At 60.0% G+C, this 23,266-nt stretch carries 24 protein-coding genes and 1 riboswitch; of the genes, 13 read left to right on the top strand and 11 right to left on the bottom strand.

Annotated elements, in window-relative coordinates; genetic code table 11:
- Positions 1-14 precede the first annotated feature (14 nt).
- The 4 genes from LAB08_RS06420 to rpoE form a co-directional block, all read right to left on the bottom strand.
- Positions 15-1,442, bottom strand: a complete 1,428-nt coding sequence (locus tag LAB08_RS06420; RefSeq protein ID WP_096512998.1) for a DegQ family serine endoprotease — start codon at positions 1,440-1,442, stop codon at positions 15-17.
- Between the two features lie 178 nt (positions 1,443-1,620).
- Positions 1,621-2,580 (bottom strand): MucB/RseB C-terminal domain-containing protein, encoded by a 960-nt coding sequence (locus LAB08_RS06415; RefSeq protein ID WP_096512999.1) that lies wholly within the window; start codon positions 2,578-2,580, stop codon positions 1,621-1,623.
- An 8-nt stretch (positions 2,581-2,588) separates the two neighbouring features.
- Complete coding sequence (locus tag LAB08_RS06410; RefSeq protein ID WP_096513000.1) at positions 2,589-3,176, bottom strand: sigma-E factor negative regulatory protein; 588 nt, start codon at positions 3,174-3,176, stop codon at positions 2,589-2,591.
- A gap of 31 nt (positions 3,177-3,207) precedes the next feature.
- Entirely contained in the window at positions 3,208-3,789 is a 582-nt protein-coding gene (gene rpoE, locus LAB08_RS06405; protein ID WP_003172477.1) for an RNA polymerase sigma factor RpoE/AlgU, read from the bottom strand.
- A 557-nt stretch (positions 3,790-4,346) separates the two neighbouring features.
- Here rpoE and nadB point away from each other — a divergent pair.
- Positions 4,347-5,963 carry an L-aspartate oxidase gene (gene nadB / locus LAB08_RS06400; RefSeq protein WP_096513001.1) on the top strand — a complete coding sequence of 539 codons (1,617 nt, stop codon included), beginning with the start codon at positions 4,347-4,349 and terminating at the stop codon, positions 5,961-5,963.
- On the opposite strand, the gene LAB08_RS06395 is transcribed toward nadB, so the two are convergent.
- Positions 5,932-6,384 carry a protein YgfX gene (locus LAB08_RS06395; protein WP_096513002.1) on the bottom strand — a complete coding sequence of 151 codons (453 nt, stop codon included), beginning with the start codon at positions 6,382-6,384 and terminating at the stop codon, positions 5,932-5,934. The genes nadB and LAB08_RS06395 overlap by 32 nt on opposite strands.
- Positions 6,368-6,622: an FAD assembly factor SdhE gene (locus LAB08_RS06390; RefSeq protein WP_020797795.1), complete on the bottom strand. Its 255-nt coding sequence runs from the start codon at positions 6,620-6,622 to the stop codon at positions 6,368-6,370. The genes LAB08_RS06395 and LAB08_RS06390 overlap by 17 nt, the downstream gene beginning before the upstream one ends.
- A 149-nt stretch (positions 6,623-6,771) precedes the next feature.
- Here LAB08_RS06390 and ygfZ point away from each other — a divergent pair, with 149 nt between their 5' ends.
- Together ygfZ and LAB08_RS06380 are read left to right on the top strand one after the other, a co-directional pair.
- The gene (gene ygfZ / locus LAB08_RS06385; RefSeq protein ID WP_096513003.1) at positions 6,772-7,713 is read left to right on the top strand and encodes a CAF17-like 4Fe-4S cluster assembly/insertion protein YgfZ; all 942 of its coding nucleotides are present in this window, start codon (positions 6,772-6,774) and stop codon (positions 7,711-7,713) included.
- Positions 7,714-7,749: 36 nt separating this feature from the next.
- Positions 7,750-8,571: an HDOD domain-containing protein gene (locus LAB08_RS06380; protein WP_096513004.1), complete on the top strand. Its 822-nt coding sequence runs from the start codon at positions 7,750-7,752 to the stop codon at positions 8,569-8,571.
- 113 nt (positions 8,572-8,684) lie between these two features.
- Here the strand turns inward: LAB08_RS06380 and LAB08_RS06375 are convergent, their stop codons facing one another.
- Positions 8,685-10,073, bottom strand: coding sequence for a sensor histidine kinase (locus LAB08_RS06375; protein ID WP_096513005.1), 1,389 nt, complete (start codon positions 10,071-10,073; stop codon positions 8,685-8,687).
- Entirely contained in the window at positions 10,066-10,737 is a 672-nt protein-coding gene (locus LAB08_RS06370; protein ID WP_096513006.1) for a response regulator, read from the bottom strand. The genes LAB08_RS06375 and LAB08_RS06370 overlap by 8 nt, the downstream gene beginning before the upstream one ends.
- Before the next feature lie 237 nt (positions 10,738-10,974).
- Between LAB08_RS06370 and LAB08_RS06365 the strand changes: the two genes are divergently transcribed.
- From LAB08_RS06365 to LAB08_RS06345, 5 genes are read left to right on the top strand one after another with little or no spacing between them, the layout of a single operon-like run.
- The gene (locus LAB08_RS06365; RefSeq protein ID WP_096513007.1) at positions 10,975-12,267 is read left to right on the top strand and encodes an OprD family porin; all 1,293 of its coding nucleotides are present in this window, start codon (positions 10,975-10,977) and stop codon (positions 12,265-12,267) included.
- Positions 12,268-12,306: 39 nt separating this feature from the next.
- Positions 12,307-13,284 (top strand): Bug family tripartite tricarboxylate transporter substrate binding protein, encoded by a 978-nt coding sequence (locus LAB08_RS06360; protein WP_096513008.1) that lies wholly within the window; start codon positions 12,307-12,309, stop codon positions 13,282-13,284.
- Between the two features lie 58 nt (positions 13,285-13,342).
- On the top strand, positions 13,343-13,801 hold the full coding sequence (locus LAB08_RS06355) for a tripartite tricarboxylate transporter TctB family protein (protein WP_096513009.1): 459 nt from the start codon (positions 13,343-13,345) through the stop codon (positions 13,799-13,801).
- Between the two features lies 1 nt (position 13,802).
- Positions 13,803-15,317 carry a tripartite tricarboxylate transporter permease gene (locus LAB08_RS06350; RefSeq protein WP_008059450.1) on the top strand — a complete coding sequence of 505 codons (1,515 nt, stop codon included), beginning with the start codon at positions 13,803-13,805 and terminating at the stop codon, positions 15,315-15,317.
- Positions 15,310-16,350, top strand: a complete 1,041-nt coding sequence (locus LAB08_RS06345) for an AbrB family transcriptional regulator (protein WP_096513010.1) — start codon at positions 15,310-15,312, stop codon at positions 16,348-16,350. Before LAB08_RS06350 ends, LAB08_RS06345 begins: the two co-directional genes overlap by 8 nt.
- A 98-nt stretch (positions 16,351-16,448) precedes the next feature.
- On the opposite strand, the gene ung is transcribed toward LAB08_RS06345, so the two are convergent.
- Positions 16,449-17,141 carry a uracil-DNA glycosylase gene (gene ung / locus LAB08_RS06340; protein WP_096513011.1) on the bottom strand — a complete coding sequence of 231 codons (693 nt, stop codon included), beginning with the start codon at positions 17,139-17,141 and terminating at the stop codon, positions 16,449-16,451.
- A 132-nt stretch (positions 17,142-17,273) separates the two neighbouring features.
- Here ung and dspII point away from each other — a divergent pair, with 132 nt between their 5' ends.
- Positions 17,274-18,386, top strand: coding sequence for an enoyl-CoA hydratase/isomerase DspII (gene dspII, locus LAB08_RS06335; RefSeq protein ID WP_096513012.1), 1,113 nt, complete (start codon positions 17,274-17,276; stop codon positions 18,384-18,386).
- Positions 18,387-18,503: 117 nt separating this feature from the next.
- Here dspII and LAB08_RS06330 read toward each other — a convergent pair whose 3' ends face one another.
- Complete coding sequence (locus LAB08_RS06330) at positions 18,504-18,968, bottom strand: hypothetical protein (RefSeq protein WP_096513013.1); 465 nt, start codon at positions 18,966-18,968, stop codon at positions 18,504-18,506.
- 167 nt (positions 18,969-19,135) lie between these two features.
- Positions 19,136-19,381: a hypothetical protein gene (locus tag LAB08_RS06325; RefSeq protein ID WP_096515533.1), complete on the bottom strand. Its 246-nt coding sequence runs from the start codon at positions 19,379-19,381 to the stop codon at positions 19,136-19,138.
- A gap of 277 nt (positions 19,382-19,658) precedes the next feature.
- A riboswitch (guanidine-I (ykkC/yxkD leader) is annotated at positions 19,659-19,759 on the top strand.
- Positions 19,760-19,820: 61 nt separating this feature from the next.
- Here LAB08_RS06325 and LAB08_RS06320 point away from each other — a divergent pair.
- The 4 genes from LAB08_RS06320 to LAB08_RS06305 are packed head-to-tail and all read left to right on the top strand — an operon-like array spanning position 19,821 to position 23,265.
- Positions 19,821-20,888 carry a putative urea ABC transporter substrate-binding protein gene (locus LAB08_RS06320; protein ID WP_096513014.1) on the top strand — a complete coding sequence of 356 codons (1,068 nt, stop codon included), beginning with the start codon at positions 19,821-19,823 and terminating at the stop codon, positions 20,886-20,888.
- A gap of 15 nt (positions 20,889-20,903) precedes the next feature.
- Positions 20,904-21,719 (top strand): ABC transporter permease, encoded by an 816-nt coding sequence (locus tag LAB08_RS06315; RefSeq protein WP_096513015.1) that lies wholly within the window; start codon positions 20,904-20,906, stop codon positions 21,717-21,719.
- 19 nt (positions 21,720-21,738) lie between these two features.
- Entirely contained in the window at positions 21,739-22,527 is a 789-nt protein-coding gene (locus tag LAB08_RS06310; RefSeq protein ID WP_096513016.1) for an ABC transporter ATP-binding protein, read from the top strand.
- A 12-nt stretch (positions 22,528-22,539) separates the two neighbouring features.
- Complete coding sequence (locus LAB08_RS06305; protein WP_096513017.1) at positions 22,540-23,265, top strand: urea amidolyase associated protein UAAP1; 726 nt, start codon at positions 22,540-22,542, stop codon at positions 23,263-23,265.
- Position 23,266: the final 1 nt, after the last annotated feature.

The raw sequence follows: 23,266 nt of genomic DNA, 5'->3' as shown, positions 1-23,266 counted from the left end.
AGTCAGCAACCGGATCATTCAGCCAGTTTGAAAGTAATGAAGCTGGCGCGACCTTGGCGCAAGACCCGCATCGACACCGAGCGATTCTTCGGCAATGCCTTGGCGATGTCAGTAAATTGCTTGGTGGATTCGATCGCCTGGTTGTTCAGGTGAGTAATCACATCACCCGGCTGCAAGCCGATCATCGCAGCAGGCCCCTCCTGAACCTCCTTGATCACCACGCCGCCTTTGAGGTCGTAGGTCTTCTTCTGCTCGGCGGTCAGCTCGACGACCGAAACACCGAGACGATTGCTATTGCTCTCGATGCCCGATTTCGGTAGCTCATCCAGCTCTTTGTCTTCGTCCGGAATAGCGCCGACCGTCACTTCGACATTCTTGCGCTTGCCCTCACGAATCACTTCAAGATTGGCCTTGGAGCCAGCCTTCAATGCACCCACCAGATGCGGCAGATCGGCGGACATCACGATGGGTTGACCATTCATGCTCAGGATCACGTCGCCGACTTGCAGACCACCCTTCGCTGCCGGGCCGTCATCCTGGATCTGAGCGACCAGGGCACCGGCCGGCTTTTCCAGACCGAACGACTCGGCCAGATCCTTGCTTACTTCCTGGATCACTACGCCCAACCAGCCACGGCTGACTTTGCCGCCGCTTTTCAGCTGATTGGAAACGTCCATGGCCACGTCGATGGGGATCGCGAACGAAACGCCCATAAAGCCGCCGGAACGGGTGTAGATCTGTGAGTTGATCCCGACCACTTCGCCATTGAGGTTGAACAGTGGCCCACCGGAGTTACCCGGGTTGATCGGCACGTCGGTCTGAATAAACGGCACATAGTTTTCATTTGGCAGGCTACGGCCGACGGCACTGACGATGCCCTGGGTCACCGTATGGTCAAAGCCAAATGGCGAACCGATCGCCACAACCCATTGGCCGGCCTTCAGATCCTGGGATTTACCGAGTTTCAGGACCGGCAGGTCCTTGCCTTCGATTTTCAGTAGCGCCACGTCGGAACGCGGGTCGGTGCCGACCAGCTTGGCCTTCATTTCGCTGCGGTCGGCGAGACGCACGAGAATCTCGTCGGCATCAGCGATTACGTGGTTGTTGGTCAGGATGTAGCCGTCGGACGAGATGATGAAACCCGAGCCCAGGGATTGGGCTTCACGTTGACGATCGCCTCGGGGCGTGCGCGGTTGTGGCGGCATGCCACGCTCAAAGAACTCGCGCAGCATCGGCGGCAAGCCTTCGAGGTCAGGCATCTGCTGGTTCACTTTGCGGTCCGGCAGCTTCTGCGTGGTACTGATGTTCACCACCGCCGGCGAGGCCTGCTCGACCAACTGGGTGAAGTCAGGCAGTTCGACTGCTTGCGCAGCGACTGCCTGACCAAGCACCAGCACGGTGGCAAAAATGGACAGATAAGACTTCAAACGTGGTATCGACATACGGCTCCCGTTACGACGAGCATGGTTAAGCGATATGGATCAAGGAACACCGGGAAAGATACGCCGGTATTTTTGTTCCGGGAACAACAAACAAGGCCAGAGCCGAGGGGCTCTGACCTATAAAAAATTTTGAGGGTATTTGCAAATTGAAATGCTCACGAAACATTTCGATTTCAGCTCACTGCTTGTTGGCAGCGGCGTCATTACGCATGGATAACGCAATTCGTTCAGCGGTACCTGCCGGAATCTCACCGACCACTGTCACCAACATTTCGCCTTGTGGTGTGGTCAAGCGGCGGGAAACCGCAACAGTTGGCCCCAGCTGAGTCCGGGTATCGGTAACTGCTGCGCCATTCAATGGCTCCAGGAACACCGAAAAACGCGCCAGGCCATCGTCAAAAAGCAAGCTGCTGACCTGGGTTTTAGTCTCCGGATCCTTGCGCGCCGTGCTGCTCGTCAGCTCGAAACCGGGTGGTAACCAGTCTGAATGCCAGACCTGTGCTGCTTTGACTGCGGAAGCCTTGTCACTTTCGAGATTGATTGCTTTGCAATCGGCGCCAGGCTGCAATTCGCTGTCGGAGGGAACATTGACGGTATCAAGCTGCGTGAACTGGAATCGCTCCAGTAATCGCCCCTTGTCATCGAGCAGCAACGACTTGAGCGGCAGTCCGGTTTCTTTATCCAGATGCAGTTCAAACCCGTAACGGTGTTGATCGCGAGGCGTCAGTGAAACAATCACTGCCGCTCGCCCGGCCACGCGCGACTTGCCTATGACAGCAAGGTCATACCAATTCTTGAGCTTTTGGGGATCGAGGGCACGAGCAGCGGAGTTTGGCGAATCCCCCAGCCCGGCTATCAGGGCGCCGCTGACGCATTGAGTATGCCCATCAATGCGCACGACTTCCTGCGCAGAGCCGTCGAGCTGGAGTAACCGCTCGCGGACTTTGCCATCCTGGACGCGGTGCCAGATGTTATGGGTAGAAAAACTACCGTTACGCTCGTAGACGAAGGTACCGTGAAAGCTTTGCTGCTGCTCGGCCTGACCAAGACGGGTCAGCCAGTCCTGAGCTTCATCGGCGTGGGCTGGAACAACTAACCAGCCACTCAGCAGAAGCGAAAGTAGAGGTATGGCGCGCATGATCCTCCTTAACGGTTTTCCAGGCTCGCGGCACGAGCGTAAGGCAGAGCGCTCTCAGTACCTTTCAGTGCAGCCTGTTGAGCATGTTGGCGCAAGTAGCCTGGCAAACGTTGATCCTGCGAGCCTGGCTGACCCTGCAGTACGCCGTTGACCATAGGGCCAGTGGCTTCCGAACTCTCATTGTAGCCTGCCAGTACAGCCGGGCCCTTTATTTGAGGAGCGGCCAGATTCTGTTGGCTGGATTGCTGCGCCAGTTCGACTCCAGCGATCTCGTCGTGGTTGTACAGACGAACACCTGCCAACACGGCAAGCGTGACCGAAGCTGCTACGGCCAGACGACCCAGGCTGCGCCATGGACCACGGGTGGCTTTTGCCGGCACGGTTTCGTCAGCCAGAGCTGCAGAAACAGCCGCTGCAATATCCAGACGTGGCAGCAGCAGATCCTTGTGCATCGCTGCCCGAGCGATCTGATAACGAGCCCAGGTTTCACGGGTTTCAACATCGTCGCAGGCACTGAGTACCCGACGCAGTTCCAATTCGTCCGCTTCGTTATCCATCACTGCGGACAGCGATTCCTGCAGGGCTTCACGACTCATGGCGTTCCTCTCTTGGCTGTCGCCGCTGTCACTAGTTTTCCTGCAACAACGGCTGCAGGGCTTTATCGATGGCCTCCCGGGCGCGGAAGATCCGGGAGCGCACGGTGCCCACCGGACATTGCATGACACTCGCAATGTCCTCGTAACTCAGACCATCGAATTCACGTAAAGTTAAAGCCGTACGCAAATCTTCCGGCAGTTGCTGAATGGTTCGATGGACGGTGCCTTCGATCTCATCCCGCAGCAAAGCCCGTTCTGGCGACTCGAGATCCTTGAGGCCATGATCGCCATCGTAGAACTCTGCATCCTCGGAACTGACATCGCTATCCGGCGGCCGACGGCCGCGTGAAACCAGATAGTTTTTCGCCGTGTTGATGGCGATGCGGTAAAGCCACGTATAAAACGCGCTGTCTCCGCGAAAATTTCCAAGCGCCCGGTACGCCTTGATAAAGGCTTCCTGCGCCACATCCTGGGCTTCATGGGTGTCGTGCACGAAACGCACGATCAACCCGAGAATTTTGTGCTGGTATTTCAGCACTAGCAGATCGAAAGCACGCTTGTCGCCGCGCTGAACGCGTTCGACCAGTTGCTGATCCTCTTCCTGGGTTAGCATGAACACTCCTCGATAAGCTCGGAGGAGGCTTGCATAACTAAACGACCGGACTTGCAAACATAGACTCGGGCTTTTCGCAAAAGTTCTCCCCCTCCAGGCAAGTTTCCTGCGGGCTCTGATTCGGCACGCACGAAAAGCGCAGCACGAGATACCCCGGCTGCGCGAATAATCTTGTCATCGGATTCACGACCAGGATCCAACTGCTGATCCTGCGCTGAAACCGACACTGTCCCTTTAATCAGGCAACCGTCTATTGATCTTGGGCCTTTGGCAAAAGTTCCAAATATTTATAGCTGCGCGACACCGACATTGTGCAACCGTGAAGGGAAAAATATCGTTAAATCCACGATACAGTCCTCTTGTCGCCGATTCGGCCAAAAAATCATCCGACGAAGCGTCAGGTGTTTTCCGTCACAGTAGTTTCACAATGCCATATGGGCTCGGCTATTGTGCCGCTCCCCCCCTCTATATACTAGTGGGCTGTGCGGTAGCCTGACCTTGCATGTCCAGATGTCCAGCGCCACCCCGACCCGGGTCGCTTTGAGCGGAATCCTGAAATGAGCCAACAGTTTCAACACGATGTTCTGGTAATTGGCAGCGGTGCTGCCGGCTTGAGCCTTGCGCTGACCTTGCCCGGTCATTTGCGCATCGCTGTACTGAGCAAAGGCGACCTCGCCAACGGCTCGACCTTCTGGGCCCAGGGCGGCGTCGCTGCCGTACTGGATGATTCCGACACTGTCGAATCCCACGTCGACGACACCCTCAATGCCGGCGGCGGCCTGTGCCACGAAGACGCCGTGCGCTTTACCGTCGAGCACAGCAAAGAGGCCATTCAGTGGCTGATCGACCAGGGCGTCCCCTTTACCCGTGATGAGCACTCCAGTACAGAAGACGGCGGGTTCGAATTTCACCTGACCCGAGAAGGCGGCCACAGTCATCGACGCATCATTCATGCTGCCGATGCCACCGGCGCGGCAATTTTCAAAACACTGCTGACCCAGGCCAGCCAACGGCCGAACATCGAGCTGCTGGAACAACGGGTGGCTATCGACCTGATCACGGAAAAACGCCTCGGCCTTAAAGGTGATCGCTGTCTGGGAGCCTATGTACTCAATCGCGGCACTGGTGAAGTCGAAACCTACGGCGCCCGTTTCGTGATCCTGGCCTCCGGCGGCGCAGCCAAGGTCTACCTCTACACCAGCAACCCCGATGGCGCCTGCGGTGACGGTATCGCCATGGCCTGGCGTTCGGGGTGCAGGGTGGCGAACCTGGAATTCAACCAGTTTCACCCCACCTGCCTGTATCACCCACAAGCCAAGAGTTTCCTGATCACCGAGGCCCTGCGCGGCGAAGGTGCGCACCTGAAACTGCCCAATGGCGAACGCTTCATGCAACGCTTCGATCCACGGGCCGAACTGGCCCCGCGGGACATCGTCGCCCGGGCGATCGACCATGAAATGAAGCGTCTGGGCATCGACTGCGTCTATCTGGACATCAGCCACAAGTCCGAAGAGTTCATCAAGACGCACTTCCCGACGATGTACGAACGCTGTCTCGAGTTCTCCATCGATATCACCAAGCAACCGATTCCGGTGGTACCGGCGGCGCACTACACCTGCGGCGGCGTCATGGTCGACCAGCAAGGTCGCACGGATGTGCCGGGGCTGTACGCCATTGGCGAAACCAGCTTCACCGGGCTGCATGGCGCCAATCGCATGGCCAGCAACTCGTTGCTGGAGTGTTTTGTCTACGCCCGCTCCGCAGCGGCGGACATCATGGAGCAGCTCCCGCTGGTTTCGGCGCCAGTCGCCCTGCCCGCCTGGGACGCGAGCCAGGTGACCGACTCCGATGAAGACGTGATCATTGCGCACAACTGGGATGAACTGCGGCGTTTCATGTGGGACTACGTCGGCATTGTACGTACCAACAAGCGCCTGCAACGTGCCCAGCATCGAGTGCGCCTGTTGCTCGACGAAATCGACGAGTTCTACAGTAACTACAAGGTCAGCCGGGATTTGATCGAATTGCGTAACCTGGCCCAGGTGGCCGAGTTGATGATCCTGTCAGCCATGGAGCGCAAGGAGAGTCGCGGCCTGCATTACACGCTCGACTATCCGGACATGTTGCCGGTCGCCCTGGACACTATTCTGGTACCGCCCACCTACGCCGACTGAACTTGAGCCGGACCCGCAGGCGTCGGTGCGAATCCGCCGCCTGCGAATCCCGGGGCACACAAATGGCCCTGACTCGCCGCTCACCGCGCAAACGAAAACGCAACACGACGATCAATGGCAGCGCCAGGCTGTCGGGCCGCAGCTGCACCGCTTGCCATCCCGCAGCCTGATTCCATAACTGCCAGCCCTCGGCATTGCGACGCAAGCCGCGGAAAGCCTGCGGGTGACTCAGCAGAATCTGACGCGGCAACGCCCAAACGCCATGCAATAGGCAGCACAAGGCGCCGAAAAGGCCGGCCCAAAGCGGGATGGAGAGAAGGAATAACGAACCCAGTACAGACAGCTGGGCCAGAAGATAGGCCGCCAGCAACTGCCGTGAGGCATGCCAGCGGCACTCGAACGCATTACTTGGGCTGGACACGATCCAGGATCATGCGAACCATGCGCTGAAGCTCCGGATCTTCCGATTCGGCGCGTTCCATAAACCAGCCGAACATGTCCTGATCCTCGCATTCGAGCAACCTGACGTAGCAGGCGCGATCAACGTCGTTGAGGTGCGGATAGACCTCTTTCACAAACGGCACCAGCAACACGTCAAGCTCAAGCATGCCGCGGCGGCTGTGCCAGTAGAGGCGATTCAGTTCAACATCTTCGACCATGGAGCGCTCCTCAAATAGGCCGCAAGTATACAGCGCCGCGCCTTATCGAACAGTCGGCTTTGGTCGGTCACCGACGATCCTTTGTGAACTACCCATTTCAGAGGCGCCCCCTTATTATGTCCGCCAGACTCTTTACCTTGCGATGACCCATGGCCGATTCTGCTTTTTTCTGCACGCTGTCTCATGAAGGTGTTCTGGCGGTCCGCGGTGCGGACGCCGGCAAGTTCCTGCAAGGCCAATTGACCTGCAACCTCAATTATCTGAGCGACACCCAGGCCAGCCTGGGCGCGCGCTGCACGCAGAAGGGCCGGATGCAATCGAGTTTCCGCATCCTGCTCGAAGGTGACGGCGTGCTCCTGGCCATGGCCCGCGAGCTGTTGGAACCGCAACTGGCGGACCTGAAAAAGTACGCGGTGTTCTCCAAGTCCAAGCTGACCGATGAAAGCGTTGCCTGGGTCCGCTTCGGCATCGACCATGGCGATGCTGCACTCAAAAGCCTTGGCCTTGAGCTGCCGGCAGAAACCGATAGTGTCGTGCGCCATGACGGTTTGATCGCTGTTCGTGTTTCTGCTGAACGCGCCGAACTGTGGGTTGCCGCCGATCAAGCCGATGCCATCAAGGGCAAGCTGTCTGCCCTGCTGGCCGAAGGCGACCTGAACCGTTGGCTGCTGGGTCAGGTCCGGGCCGGGATCGGCCAGGTGATGCCGGGCACCCGCGAACTGTTCATTCCGCAGATGCTCAATCTGCAAGCCGTCGGTGGCGTGAGTTTCAAAAAAGGCTGCTACACCGGTCAGGAAATCGTCGCGCGCATGCAATACCTGGGCAAACTCAAGCGCCGCCTGTATCGCGTGCAACTGGAAGCCGGCGATTTGCCTGAACCCGGCACCCCGCTGTTTTCCCCGAGTCATACCAGCTCGATCGGTGAAGTGGTGCTGGCTGCCCGCGCCGAGCAGAACATTGAACTGCTGGCGGTATTGCAAGCCGAAGCAGCGGAGGCTGGCGATATCCACGTCGGCGCGCTCGAAGGCCCTGCCCTGAAGTTGCTCGACCTGCCTTACCCACTGGACCGCGACCGCGAGATCCAGCGTTGACCGCAGTACTTTTTTTGCAACACCTAGAGAAACGAAATGAGTGAGCTGGCGGAAAAGGTCCAGAAGGATTTGGTTGAGGCCATCGATAACGATGACCTGGTTCTGCCAACGTTGCCGGAGGTGGCCCTGCAGATTCGCAAGGCCGCTGAAGACCCGGAAATCAGTATCAGCACCCTGAGCAAAGTGATCGGTCGCGACGCCGCGCTGTCGGCGCGCCTGATCAAAGTGGTCAATAGCCCGTTGCTGCGTGCCACCCAGGAAGTCACCGACTTGCACACGGCGATCACGCGCCTGGGCATCAACTACAGCAGCAACCTGGCCATCGGCCTGGTCATGGAACAGATTTTCCATGCCCGCTCCGATGTAGTGGAACAGAAGATGCGCGAAGTCTGGCGCAAGAGCCTGGAAATCGCCGGCGTCAGTTATGCGTTGTGCCGCAGCTATACCCAGCTCAAGCCCGATCAGGCAGCCCTGGGTGGGTTGGTGCATCAGATTGGCGTGCTGCCGATCCTGACCTACGCCGAAGATCACTATGAGCTATTGTCCGACCCGGTCAGCCTCAACCATGTGATCGACCATATTCACCCGTTGCTCGGCGACAAGCTGCTCAGGGTCTGGGAGTTTCCGGACATGCTGGTGCAAGTGCCCCGGTTGTACCTGAACTTCAAGCGACAGTCCGAACAGATCGATTATGTCGACCTGGTACAAGTGGCCAGCCTGTATTGCCACAAGGACACCGACCACCCGCACTCGCGCATCGACCCTTACAGCGTGCCGGCATTCGTCAAGCTCGGGATCGATCCCGATAACAAGGCGATGTGCGCCGATCTGGAAGAAACGCGCTCGATGTTCTATTGATCCGAAACCGCGTCGCCCTCTTCGCGTGCAGGCTCGCTCCCACAGGGATTGTGGTACTTCATAGATCGAATGTGGGAGCGAGCCTGCTCGCGAAGGGGCCGACACGATCACCATCACTCCCCGGCAATAAAACTCACCCGTACTTTCAACCCCGCCTGCTCGCCATCGTGCAGGCTGATCTGGGCCAGGTGCGCGCGGCAAATCTCGCCGACAATCGCCAATCCCAGGCCTGATCCGGCCACGTGCGGGTTGCGACGGTAAAAGCGCTCGAATACCCGATCACGCTCATCCAGGGGAATGCCCGGCCCATCGTCCTCGACCTCCAGCACTGCCGGCGCCGAGACCCGCAGGATAACGTTGCCGCCCGGTGGCGTATGGGCCAGCGCGTTATCCACCAGATTGCTCAACAGTTCGTTCAACAAGGTCGGCTCACCCCGCATCCATATCGGCTCGTCCGCTTCCAGGGCCAGTGCCACGCCGCGCTTATGGGCCAGCGGCGCCATGGCCATGCCCAGCTCACGCGCCAGTTGACTCAAATCCAGCAACTGCGCACCGCCCTCGGCAATCGCCCGGGCGCCATTTTCGACCCGCGCAAGGGAAAGCAACTGATTGGCCAGGTGAGTCAATCGATCGGTGCTCTGGGCGGCGGTTTCCAGGGTGCTGCGCCAGGTTTCGGTTTCGTTCGCCCGCAAACCCAGTTCAAGTCGCGCCTTGAGGGCTGCCAGAGGTGTACGCAATTCGTGGGCCGCATCGGCGATGAACTGCGCCTGACGCTCGAATTGCTCGCGCAAGCGTTCGGTAAAGTGATTCAGTGCCCGCACCAGTGGCCATAGCTCGTGCTGCACTTCCACCAACGGCAATGGCCGCAAATCATCTGGCTGGCGCTCTTCCACCGCCGTGCGCAAGCGCTCCAGCGGACGCAGCGCTGCGCTGACAGCAAACCACACCAACAGCAGCGCCCCCACCGCTAGCATGCCCAGGCGCAGCAAGGTATCCGCCGCCAGGCTGCGCGCCATACTGACTCGCGCCTCATCGGTTTCCGCGACACGAATTTCCGCCATGCCGTTCATGTTCGGTTCGCTGACAGGCTTGAGCAGGCTGACCACCCGCACGTTCTGACCTCGATAGGTCGCGTTGTAAAAACGCGCCAGCGCGGGGTAGTCATCGGTGCGGGGTGTGCCGGGAGGTGGCGCGGGGAGGTTTTCGTAACCGGAAATCAGGTTCTGGTGAATGTCATTCACCAGATAAAAAATCCGCCCGGCACTGTCGTAGGCGAAGGTATCCAGCGCCACGTAAGGCACGTCGGCACTGAGCGTTCCGTCACGCTGGGAGACGCCCGCCGCAATGGTCCGCGCCGAGGCCAGCAAGGTGCGGTCATAGGCGGTGTCGGCGGCTTCGCGGCCGTTCCAGTAGGCGCTCAAGCCACTGGCCAGCATCAGCACCACCAACAGCAGCGCCAGGTTCCACAACAACCGCCAGCGCAGGCTACTGGGCTTATGCATCGCGGCTTTCCAGCAAGTAGCCGAGGCCACGGAAGGTCACGATGGCCACGGGGTGACCGTCGAGTTTCTTGCGCAAGCGATGCACGTAGATTTCGATGGCGTCAGGGCTCGCCTCTTCGTCGAGACCAAAGACCTGGGAGGCCAGTTGCTCCTTGCTCATCACGCGGCCGGGACGGGCGATCAGGGCCTCGAGCACGGCCTGCTCGCGGGAGGTCAGGGTCAGCAACTCTTCGCCGAGGGTGAAACGCCGGGTTTCCAGATCATAGGCCAGCACACCGCAACGCTGAATGCGTTCGCCGCCCAGCACACTGCGGCGCAACAAGGCTTTGACCCGGGCTTCGAGTTCGGTGAGTTCGAACGGTTTGGCCAGGTAGTCGTCGGCGCCAAGGTTCAAGCCGTGGACCCGATCCTTGACATCGCTGCGCGCGGTCAGCATCAACACCGGCAGGTTCTTGCCCCTTGCCCGCAGACGCGCGAGAACTTCGAAGCCATCCATGCGCGGCAGGCCGACATCGAGGATCGCCATGGCGTATTCCTCGCTGCCCAGCGCCAGGTCGGCCGCCACACCGTCATGCAGCACATCCACTGTCAGCCCGGTGCTCTTCAGCGCCTGGGCGACGCTCTCGGCGAGCTGCAGATGGTCTTCGACGAGCAGGACACGCATGGATCTTTACCTCATTCAGGGATGGTCGACGCCATTCTTTGGCGCGGAGTTTACAGCCGCAACCGCCGCTGTGAAGCCCGAAAACCGTGAAAACCAGCTGAAAGCCTAGCGAAAGGTTAGCCCGTTAAAGTCCTGACACGGACAGTTACGACTGCCGTCGCTGCCGCCACACAGCGATACGAAAAACGCCTCGAAGCGTTTTCGACAAATAAGAACAATAAACGGAGTAAGTCATCCATGCAGTCCCTGCAGACCCAGGCTATCGCGCCTACCCGCCTCTCCCGTTTCAGCCACACTGCGCTTGCCAGCGCTGCCGCCCTTGCCGGTTTCTCACCGTTGAGCCAAGCCGCATTCTTCGAAGACAGCTCAGCCACTTTCGAAACCCGCAACATGTACTTCAACCGCGATTTTCGCGACGGTACCAGTGCCCAGCAATCCAAGCGTGACGAGTGGGCCCAGGGGTTCATGCTCAATCTGAAATCAGGCTACACCGACGGCACCGTGGGGTTCGGTGTCGATGCACTGGGCATGATGGGGGTCAAGCTCGATTCAAGCCCGGACCGCACCGGTACCGGGCTGCTGCCAACCCATAGCGACGGGCGCGCGGCTGACGAATATTCCAAGCTCGGTCTGACCGGCAAAGTAAAAATCTCCGCCACCGAGTTGAAAGTCGGTAGCCTGATCCCGGAACTGCCGATCCTCAAGCCCAACGATGGCCGCATCCTGCCGCAGACCTTTGAAGGCGGCATGCTGACCTCCAAGGAAATCAAAAACCTGACCTTCACCGGCGGGCGCCTGGACAAGGCCAAGGATCGCGACAGCACCGACTTCGAGGACGTAGCCCTCAACAACAAAAACAGCCGCTTCGCCGGAACGGTAGCCGGCGAGCACTTCGACTTCGGCGGTGTGGACTACAAGTTCACCGACAAAATCACCGGCAGCTACCACTTCGCGCAACTCGATGAAGTCTACAACCAGCACTTTCTCGGGCTGGTTGCTTCGCAGCCGTTCGGCCCCGGCACCTTTGCCAGCGACCTGCGGTTTGCCATCAGTGATGACCAGGGCGAGGCCCGTGGCGGCAAGATCGACAACAAGTCCCTCAACGGTCTGGTGAGTTACGCCTTGAGCGGGCACAAGTTCAGCGCGGGCTACCAACACATGTCCGGTGACAGCGCGTTCCCCTATGTGGATGGCAGCGACCCGTACCTGGTGAACTTCGTGCAGATCAACGACTTTGCCGGCGCCGAAGAGCGTTCCTGGCAAGCGCGTTATGACTTCGACTTCGTCACCCTCGGCGTCCCCGGTCTGAGCTTCATGAGCCGTTACGTGAGCGGTGACAACATCAAGCTCAAGAACGGTGACGAAGGCAAGGAATGGGAACGCAACAGCGAGATCAAATATGTAGTACAAAGCGGCGCGCTCAAGGATGTCGCCGTGCGCCTGCGCAATGCCACCTACCGTTCCAACTACTCCGCTCGCGATGCCGATGAAGTGCGTCTGCTGGTGAGCTATAGCGTTGCCCTTTGGTAATTCAGTACGTCCATAACAACAACTCCCAAGGAGACTTGAATGAACCTGTCAATGCGTAAAATTGCCCTCGCCGCCAGCGTCCTGCTGTTCACCGGCCAAGCGCTCGCCGAACCCAAGCGCCCGGAATGCATCGCCCCGGCCTCCCCCGGCGGTGGTTTCGACCTGACCTGCAAACTGGCGCAAAGCGCGCTGATCAACGAAAAACTGCTGACCAAACCGATGCGCGTGACCTACATGCCCGGCGGTGTCGGCGCGGTGGCTTACAACGCGGTGGTCGCCCAGCGTCCGGCGGATGCCGGCACCCTGGTGGCCTGGTCCAGCGGCTCGCTGTTGAACCTGGCACAAGGCAAGTTCGGTCGCTTCGATGAAAGCAACGTGCGCTGGCTCGCGGCTGTCGGCACCAGCTACGGCGCCATCGCGGTTAAGAGCGATTCGCCCTACAAGACCCTCGACGATCTGGTACAGGCGCTGAAGAAAGATCCGAGCAAAGTGGTGATCGGTTCCGGCGGCACCGTTGGCAGCCAGGACTGGATGCAAACCGCGCTGATCGCCAAGGCCGCCGGGATCAACCCTCGCGACCTGCGCTACGTTGCCCTTGAAGGCGGCGGTGAAATCGCCACCGCCCTGCTCGGCGGCCACATCCAGGTCGGCAGCACCGACATCTCCGACTCCATGCCGCACATCCTCAGCGGCGACATGCGCCTGCTGGCGGTGTTCTCCGACAAGCGTCTGGACGAGCCGGAAATGAAAAACATCCCGACGGCCCGCGAGCAAGGCTACGACATCGTCTGGCCGGTGGTGCGCGGTTTCTACCTGGGGCCAAAAGTCAGCGACGAAGACTACGCCTGGTGGAAAGCTGCCTTCGACAAACTGCTGGCCTCCGAGGACTTCGCCAAGTTGCGCGACCAGCGTGAACTGTTCCCGTTCGCCATGACCGGTCCGGAGCTGGACACTTACGTGAAGAAGCAGGTCGCGGACTACAAAGTGCTGGCCAAAGAGTTCGGCCTGATCCAGTGATCGTCTCTGTCTAGCGGCTGCGACTCCGCTCGGCGGGGTCGCAGCACAGGAGTTCCTCATGCTCTTACAACGCATTTTTGCTTCGGTGCTGTTGCTGGCCTGCCTCAGCCTGGTGGCGATGGCCTGGCCCTACCAGGCACCTTTTTCCTACGAACCGATCGGCCCACGGGCTTTTCCCCTGTTGATGCTGGGGCTGATGGGCCTGGCGCTGGTGTACATGGTGTACCGCCCCTCGCCGATCAAACACACCGAAGAAGATCCGCCGATGGATCGCGAAACCTTGAACAAGATCGGTGTTTGCGTGCTGTTGCTGCTGGTCTTCGCCGGGCTGTTCGAACCGCTGGGCTTCATCCTCAGCAGCATGCTGATTGGCATTCCCATGGCTCGCCTGTACGGCGGGCGCTGGCTGCCGGGCGCAGTGATCATCAGCCTGATGAGCGTCGGCCTGTACTTGCTGTTCGACAAAGTCATGGACGTACCACTGCCTCTGGGCCTGCTCGACGTTCTGGAGAACTGATATGGATACGCTTGGTTATTTGAGTCACGGCTTTGGCGTCGCACTGACCCCGTACAACCTGGTGACCGCGCTCAGCGGCACGCTGATCGGTACCGTCGTCGGCCTGCTGCCGGGGTTGGGACCGATCAATGGCGTGGCATTGCTGATACCGATCGCCTTCGCCCTGGGCCTGCCGCCGGAGTCGGCGCTGATCCTGCTGGCCGCGGTGTACCTGGGTTGCGAATACGGCGGCCGGATCAGCTCAATCCTGCTGAACATCCCGGGCGAAGCCTCCACCGTCATGACCACCCTCGACGGCTACCCGATGGCCCGTCAGGGACTGGCTGGCGTAGCGTTGTCGCTGTCGGCGTGGAGTTCGTTCATCGGCGCCTTCATTGCGACCTGCGGGATGGTGGTGTTCGCACCGATGCTGGCGAAATGGGCAATAGCCTTTGGCCCGGCGGAATACTTCGTGCTGATGGTGTTTGCGATTGTCTGCCTTGGCGGCATGGCGGGTGATCGACCGCTCAAGACGTTTATCGCGGCGTTGATCGGGTTGTTCCTGTCGACCGTCGGCATTGACGCCAACAGCGGCGTATACCGCTTCACCGGTGACAACATCCACCTCACCGACGGCATTCAATTCGTGGTGCTGGTGCTGGGCCTGTTCTCCATCAGCGAAATCCTGTTGCTGCTGGAAAAAACCCACCGTGGCCAGGAAGCCTTCCAGGCCACCGGGCGGATGCTGTTCAACTTCAAGGAAGCCGCTTCGGTGTTCTGGGTGAACATGCGTTGCGGTGTGCTTGGCTTCATCATGGGCGTGCTGCCGGGTGCCGGCGCGACGCTGGCCAGCGCCGTGGCCTACATGACCGAAAAACGCATCGCCGGTCCGAATGGCAAGTTCGGCCAGGGCGACAAACGTGGCCTGGCGGCCCCGGAAACCGCCATCGGTGCCGAAGCCTGCGGTGCGCTGGTGCCGATGCTGACCCTCGGTGTTCCGGGTTCGGGCACCACGGCGGTGATGATCGGCGCGCTGTCGCTGTACAACATCACCCCGGGCCCGTTGCTGTTTCAACAACAACCGGACATTGTCTGGGGCCTGATCGCGTCGTTGTTCATCGCCAACATCATGCTGGTGATCCTCAATATCCCGATGATCCGCATCTTCACCAAAATCCTCGCCGTGCCGAACTGGGCGCTGGTGCCGATGATCGCGATCATCACCGCCATCGGCGTGTATGCGGTGCATGCGACCACCTTCGATCTGTTCCTGATGATCGGCATCGGCATCTTCGGCTACATCCTGCGCAAGCTCGACTTCCCGTTGTCGCCGGTGTTGCTGGGTTTCATTCTTGGCGGTTTGATGGAACAGAACCTGCGTCGCGCTCTGTCGATCTCCAACGGTTCGCTGGACATTCTCTGGTCGAGCGGGATTACCGTCGGTGTCTGGGGGTTGATCGTGGTCATGTTGCTGGTGCCGATCGTGCGCATCTGGCGCAAACGTTCGGTTGCACGGCGCGTTATCGCCGATGTCTGACCGAACACCGTTCAAAGCGTGGTGGGGTACACCACTGGTCGGCCTGCTGGGCGGTTACCTCGCCAGCCAGGTCGGCTGGCCGCTGCCGTGGATGGTCGGCTCGTTGCTGGCGATCATCCTGGTGCGCTGCCTGACACCTTGGCAATTGGCCGAAATCCCTGGCGGTCGCAAGTGCGGCCAGTGGATCGTCGGCATTGGCATTGGCCTGCACTTCACCCCGCTGGTGATGGAGCAGGTGCTGAGTCATTTCGGTCTGATCTTCTTCGGTGCGTTGGTCACCAGCCTGTCTGCGGTGGTCGGCGTCTGGCTGATGCGCCGCACCGGGGAAGATCGCGCTACGGCGTTCTTTTCCAGCATGCCGGGCGGTTCCGGGGAGATGGTCAACCTCGGTGCTCGCAACGGCGCGGTGCTTAGCCGGGTGGCCGCGGGCCAGAGCCTGCGGGTGCTGGTGGTGGTGCTGTGTGTGCCGGCGGCGTTCAAATACCTGCTGGGCGACGGTACACCGATTTCCCATGCCGGCAGCATCGATTGGCGCTGGCTGGCGATCCTGTTTCCCGCAGGCGCACTGGTGGCCTGGATCTGGCAACGCCTGCGTCAACCCAACCCCTGGCTGTTCGGGCCGTTGCTGGTGAGTGCAGCGGTCAGCATCGGTTGGGACCTGCACATCGGCTTGCCCAACGGTGGCAGCCAGATCGGTCAATGGTTGATCGGCAGCGGCCTGGGCTGTCACTTCAACCGGCAGTTTTTCCGACGCGCACCGTCATTTATGGGCCGGACCTTGATCGGCACGGTATTGACCATGTTGATTGCGACGGCAGCGGCATTGGGTTTGAGTGCGCTGACCCGGCTGGATCTGCGCTCGCTGACCCTGGGCATGATGCCCGGCGGCATTGCGGAAATGAGCCTGACGGCAGAGACCCTGCAACTGTCGGTGCCGCTGGTGACGGCGATGCAGGTGATGCGGCTGTTGTTTGTATTGTTTCTGGCGGAGCCGCTGTTCAGGTATTGGAACCGGCAACCTGAGTCAACCTGATAGACCGAGTCGTCCCCTTCGCGAGCAGGCTCGCTCCCACATGGATTTTGTGAACACCGAAAATCCAATGTGGGAGCGAGCCTGCTCGCGAAGCTTTTTCAGAGGTTCGGCAACCGCCACTCGATTGGCGTCTCGCCATTCTGCTCCAGGAACTTGTTGGTCCGGCTGAAGTGCCCGCAACCGAGGAAGCCGCGATAGGCCGACAGCGGTGACGGATGCACCGAGGTCAACACCAAATGCTTGGTGGCATCGATCAGCTTCTGCTTGCTCTGGGCATGGGCGCCCCACAGCATGAACACCAGGTGCGGTTGCTGCTGGCTGACCACTTCAATGATTCGATCGGTAAAAAACTGCCAGCCCTTGTCCTTGTGCGCATTGGCGTTGGCGCGCTCGACGGTCATGGTGGTATTGAGCATCAGCACGCCCTGCTCGGCCCAGCTTTGCAGGTAACCGTGGTTGGGAATGTCGATGTTCAGGTCGCGTTTGAGCTCTTTATAGATGTTCACCAGCGACGGCGGTGCCGGCACACCCGGTTGCACCGAGAAGCACAAGCCATGGGCTTGCCCTGGGCCGTGATACGGATCCTGACCGAGGATGACGACCTTGACCTTGTTCAATGGCGTGGAATTGAGCGCATTGAAGATCATCGGGCCCGGTGGATAGATTTCCTTGCCGGCCGCCCGTTCCTGTTGCAGGAAGTTTCGCAACTCTGCCATGTAGGGCTGGTCGAATTCGGCACGCAGTGCTTCCTTCCAGCTCGGTTCGAGTTTGATACGGTCGTCAGCAGTCATGGTCATATCCGGCAAAAACAATGGGGCGAACCCTAAGAAGGCCGGTCACGCTTGTCAATTGATCTGACGCAGATCCGGCACTTTCCCACACAGCGATCATACTTAACCCTCAAATTCCCGATCGAGGTCACGATGAATCTGCACTTCGAAGAACTCACCGGCACCGACGGCGCCCGCATCGGCATTGCCACCCTCGACGCCGAAAAATCGCTTAATGCCCTGTCCTTGTCGATGATCAATGCCCTGCGCGATCGATTTGACGCCTGGGCCAAGGAGCCGCAAATCGTCTGCGTACTATTGCGCGGCAATGGCGCCAAGGCCTTTTGCGCCGGCGGCGAAGTGCGCAGTCTGGTAGAGGCGTGTCGCGCCCATCCGGGCGAAGTGCCGCCTCAGGCTGCGCACTTCTTCAACTCGGAATATCGCCTGGATTTCAGCCTGCACACCTACCCCAAACCATTGATCTGCTGGGGGCATGGTTACGTGCTCGGCGGCGGCATGGGCCTGCTGCAGGGGGCGAGCACTCGCATTGTCACGCCCAGCAGTCGGCTGGCCATGCCTGAGATCAGTATCGGCCTGTATCCGGATGTCGGCGCCAGTTGGTTCTTGTCGCGCCTGCCGGGCAAGCTCGGTTTGTTCCTCGGCCTGACAGGCGCCCACATGAATGGTCGCGATGCGATCGATCTGGACCTGGCCGACCGCTTTCTGCTTGATGAGCAGCAGGAAGCGCTGATCGAAGGCTTGTTGCAACTCAATTGGCAGGAACAGACGCCGATGCAGCTCAACAGCCTGCTCAAGGCCCTTGAGCAGGAAGCCGTCGACCGGATGCCCGAAGCCCAGTGGCTGCCGCGACGCCGGCAAATCGATGAACTGCTGGATGTCAGTGACGTTCGGTGTGCCTGGAAGGCCGTCAGTGCGCTGCGCGATCACAACGACCTGCTGCTCAGCCGCGCCGCGCGGACCATGAGCGAAGGCTCGCCGCTGACCGCTCATCTGGTGTGGGAACAGATCATCCGCGCCCGGCACATGTCGCTGGCGCAAGTTTTTCAGATGGAATACACCCTGAGCCTCAATTGCTGCCGTCATCCGGAATTCAGCGAAGGGGTGCGTGCGCGGCTGATCGACAAGGATCAGAAACCGCACTGGCACTGGCCGGATGTCAATACTGTGCCGGATGCTGTGGTGGAAGCGCATTTCAAAAAGGTTTGGGAAGGCAGGCATCCACTGGCCGATCTATCGGAATACTAAAAACAACTGTGGGAGCGAGCCTGCTCGCGAAGAGGGAGTGTCAGACACCATTAGTGCAGTCTGACACGCCGCCTTCGCGAGCAGGCTCGCTCCCACAAAAATGGCTTTTGGATTGGATTAACGGTGGTTGCCCCGGCCATCGCGGTCTCCGTGCCCATTGCGGTCGCCTCGACGATCATGATTGTCGTTGTGTCCGCCACGATGATCGTTGTCCCAGTTGCCACGGTTGCGGCCGTCCCAACCATGATTCTGATACGCCCGATAATCTGGCCGTGATTGATAGTAACGCGGGGCCGGCTGGTAATAGCGCGGGGTCGGTTGATAAACCCGTGGCTGGTAGTAGTACCTGGGTGTTGGCTGGTAATACCTGGCAGGCGGTGCGTAATACCTGCGAGGGGGTGTGTAGTAACCATCGTTTGAATAGTAAGCCCCGCCGCCGGAGTAATAGGTCGGCGCTGGCGAGGTGTAGACATCGGAACTGTAGTAACTGCTTCCTTCATCGTAGTAAGGCACGCAACCACCCAGGGACAATCCCAACACGGCAGTCAGTAGAATTCGGCGGAGTTTCTTTCGACAGAGCATGGCGGCCTCCTGGACCGCGAGTGAGCCACACCAGCGACGCTGGCGGGCGACAGTCAATGATTCGCTAACTGTCGTAACATCTGACATCAATTTCGGAATCTGGTGCGTCCTCGTAACAAGTTGAAACATCTCGCCGATGAAAGGTTTTTCATCCATTCACGCGCTGATTAGTGGCCTCCCCCGCGATATCTACCGCCGTAATAACCTGGCGCATGCCCGCCCCAGTAGTAATAGCGATAGCCACCGTAAAAGCGTGGGCCGTGGTAATAACGCGGTCCGTAATAGTAGGAATAAGGGTAATAACCGGGGTAGTAATAAGGGGCGGGATAGGCAACGTCGTAGCCTCCGGAGTAGTAGTAACAACCGGCCAACCCAAGACCCAGCACAGCACCGAGCAACAGTCGTCGAAACATGGCGGCCTCCTGAAAGACCCGCAGCCGGAACAGGCCGGCTGACACCTGTTTTGACTCGAAATCCCTCACCAAGTGCACCGCGAGGCGCGCCTTCAGATCAGTGGCCGACACGTCCCATTGCAGTGCGCCCGCGCACCATCACAAGGCAGTACAGACTCGCCTGCCATGGCTTCCATCGCGCAATCCCCCCGAGCCAGAGCCTTCCGGCCGACTTGGCACGGCTCTCGCTATAGCAAAACCGTGCAGGAGTCATCACAGGTTCGCGGCACCACAATTTGCAATGGCTGACTAGGGTTCCGGCTCGCAATCGCGAGTGACTGGTCCGAGAGTCGGCGACCTCCAGTTGAGGTTACACGGCGGGACAAAAGCCCGGGAGACAAGCCACCGTTCGCGGTGCCGCATTGCCTTCTGCCCGCCCTTGATCAACTGGAGAACCACCATGTCCCAGCTTCGTTTACCCACCCTGTTCGCCGCTGCATTCGCAGCCCTTGTGAGCCTCTCTTCCCACGCCGCGCAAAAAGACCACTTCAGCGTCTGCTGGACCATTTATGCGGGCTGGATGCCCTGGGAATATGCCGGCAGCCAGGGCATCGTCGATAAATGGGCGAAGAAGTACGGCATCAAGATCGATGTGGTCCAACTCAACGACTACGTTGAATCCATCAACCAGTACACCGCCGGCCAGTTCGACGGCTGCACCATGACCAACATGGATGCGCTGACCATTCCGGCGGCCGGTGGCGTGGACAGCACCGCGCTGATCGTCAGCGATTTCTCCAACGGCAATGACGGCATCGTGCTCAAGGGCGAAGGCAGGAAAGTCGCCGACCTCAAGGGCATGGACGTCAATCTGGTGGAGCTGTCCGTCTCCCACTACCTGCTGGCCCGGGCCCTGGATTCGGTGGACCTCACCGAGAAAGACCTGAAAGTGGTCAACACCTCCGACGCCGATATTTCAGCCGCCTTCAACACCGATCAGGTCAACGCCGTGACCACCTGGAATCCGATGCTTTCGGACATCAAGGCCAAGCCTGCGGTGACCGAAGTCTTCAACTCCAGCCAGATCCCCGGCGAAATCATGGACATGATGGTGGTCAACTCCCAGACCCTCAAAGACAACCCGGCCCTCGGCAAGGCGCTGACCGGTGCCTGGTTCGAGGTGGTGGAGTTGATGAATGCGAAAAACGCAGTCAGCAAAGCCGCGCTGGAACACATGGCCAAGGCGTCGGGTACCGACCTGGCCGGTTTCCAGGCGCAACTGGACACCACCAAGCTGTTCGCCACGCCAAAGGAAGCCCTGGCATTCAGCACCAGCAAGCAACTGCCGGACACCATGCGCCGGGTCGCTGAGTTCTCCTTCCAGCATGGCTTGCTCGGGGAAGGCGCCAAGGACACCAGCGCGGTCGGCATGGCCTTCGCCAACGGCGTGACCAGCGGCGACAAGGGCAATCTCAAGCTGCGCTTCGACCCCAGCTACGTGCAGATGGCCGCCGACGCCAAGCTGTAAGAAGAGGACTTGGCCATGCGCCTGATCAATCGCCACCCGGATCGTCCGAGTCGCCTGTTGCTGGTGATCCTGCCGTTCGCCCTGGTGCTGTTCGCCTACTTCATGGGCTCGGCCGAGCGGCTGATGGACAACCCCAACGACAAGCTGTTGCCCAGCGCCGTGCAGATGACCGACGCGGTGAAACGCCTGGCCTTCGTCGCCGACAGTCGCACCGGTGAATACGTGCTTTGGCAGGACACCGCTTCCAGTCTGCGCCGGCTGGCCATTGGCCTGGGCATCGGTGCATTGACCGGGCTGTGCCTGGGCATGGCGGCAGGCACCTTGCCGTTGTTCGGTGCGCCGTTATCGCCGTTATTGACGGTGCTGTCGATGGTGCCGCCGTTGGCGATTTTGCCGATCCTGTTCATCGTCTTCGGCCTCGGTGAGTTGTCGAAAGTGATGCTGATCGTGATCGGCATCACCCCGGCCCTGGCGCGCGATCTGGAGCAGCGCGCCCGGGAGATTCCCGTGGAGTTGCTGATCAAGGCCCAGACCCTCGGCGCTTCGACCTGGACCTTGATGCTGCGGGTAGTACTGCCGCAATTGCTGCCGCGGCTGTTGATCTCGCTGCGGCTGATGCTCGGCTCGGCGTGGCTGTTCTTGATCGCCGCCGAAGCCATCGCCTCCACCGACGGCCTTGGCTACCGGATTTTCCTGGTGCGCCGTTACCTGGCGATGGATGTGATTTTGCCCTACGTGGTGTGGATCACCCTGCTCGCCTGGCTGATGGATTGGGGTCTGAAACGCCTGACTCTTCGTGCATTCCCCTGGCACCAGGGTGCCTCTAAATGAGTTATGAAGGAGCACGGGCATGAGCTTCATCACCGTGAAAAACGTCTGGCAGCAATACGCCGATCAGGTCGTGCTCGAAGGCCTGAACCTGAGCGTCAACGAGGGCGAATTCTGCACATTGGTGGGCGCCTCCGGCTGTGGCAAATCGACCTTCCTGCGGTTGTTGCTCGGTCAGGAAAAAGCCAGTCGCGGCGAGATTCTGCTCGATGGTCAACCCCTGGCCGGCGAACCGGATGCGAGCCGTGGCGTGGTGTTCCAACGTTATTCGGTGTTCCCGCACCTGAGTGTGCTGGACAACGTCGCCCTCGGTCTTGAACTGCCGCGTTCACCGCTACTGGGCCGGTTGTTCGGCAGCGCGAAAAAGGATGCCCGCGAACAGGCCTCGGTGCTGCTGCACAAGGTCGGCCTCGGCCATTCGCTGGACAAGTACCCGGCGCAGCTTTCCGGCGGCATGCAGCAACGGCTGGCCATCGCCCAGGCGCTGATCATGAAGCCGCGGGTGCTGCTGCTCGACGAACCCTTCGGCGCCCTCGATCCGGGCATCCGCAAGGACATGCACGCCCTGCTCCTGGAGCTGTGGCGCGAGACGCAACTGACGGTGTTCATGGTCACCCATGACTTGTCCGAAGGCTTCAGCCTGGGCACCCGCTTGCTGGTGTTCGACAAGGTCCGCCTCGACCCACACGCCCCCGGCGCCTATGGCGCGCGCATTACCTACGACATCCCTTTGAACAGCGACCGCCGCATTGAACGCGCTGCCGTCGACGCCTTGCCGGCACCCACGGCAGGCACGCTTCGTATCGCTTAGAGGAATCTGAAAATGACTGATTCGACCCAACTGTTCCCGCCCTTCGCCGAAGAAATGCTCCCCGGTGGTGGTCATCGTTCGTTCGTGTTGAAGCGCGGCCAATTGCTGCGGCTGACGGACATTCGCGGCGGCGCCAACGTCAGCCTGACACTGCTCAACGCCAATGAAAAAACCGAACGCCTGAACCTGCCTGACAGCCTCAAATGCCAGCACACCGCCAAGCTCACCACGGGCCATTGCCTGTACTCGGACATGGGACGGGTGCTGGCAGCAATCACCGCTGACACCTGCGGCTGGAGCGACAGCCTCGGCGGTGTGCTCTGCGCTGAAGAAGTCGCGCAAAAGTACGGCGCCGGCCGCTACCAGGAACTGCGCAACGGTTTCTTTCGCAACGGCACCGACAACCTGCTGGTGGAACTGGGCAAGTGGGGTTTGGGCCTGTCGGATTTGCTGATGACACTCAACCTGTTCAGCCGCGTGAACGTCGATGACGCCGGGCACTTTCATTTCGTCGAGGGCAACTCGAAGCCTGGCGACTACATCGAGTTGTACGCGCCGATGGACACGCTGGTGGTGCTCACCGCACTGCAACATCCGATGGACCCGGCACCGGAATACGCGCCCAAGCCCTTGAAGCTCAGCTGGATGAACGCCGACGCCAGCGTCGCCGAACACTGCCGCACTTCGCGCCCGGAAAACGAGCGCGGTTTCATCAACACTGACCGTCTGTTCGCCTGAG

It is taken from the genome of Pseudomonas izuensis (assembly GCF_002356535.2).
Classification (GTDB): domain Bacteria; phylum Pseudomonadota; class Gammaproteobacteria; order Pseudomonadales; family Pseudomonadaceae; genus Aquipseudomonas; species Aquipseudomonas izuensis.
This window is presented reverse-complemented; position numbering and strand designations above follow the sequence as displayed.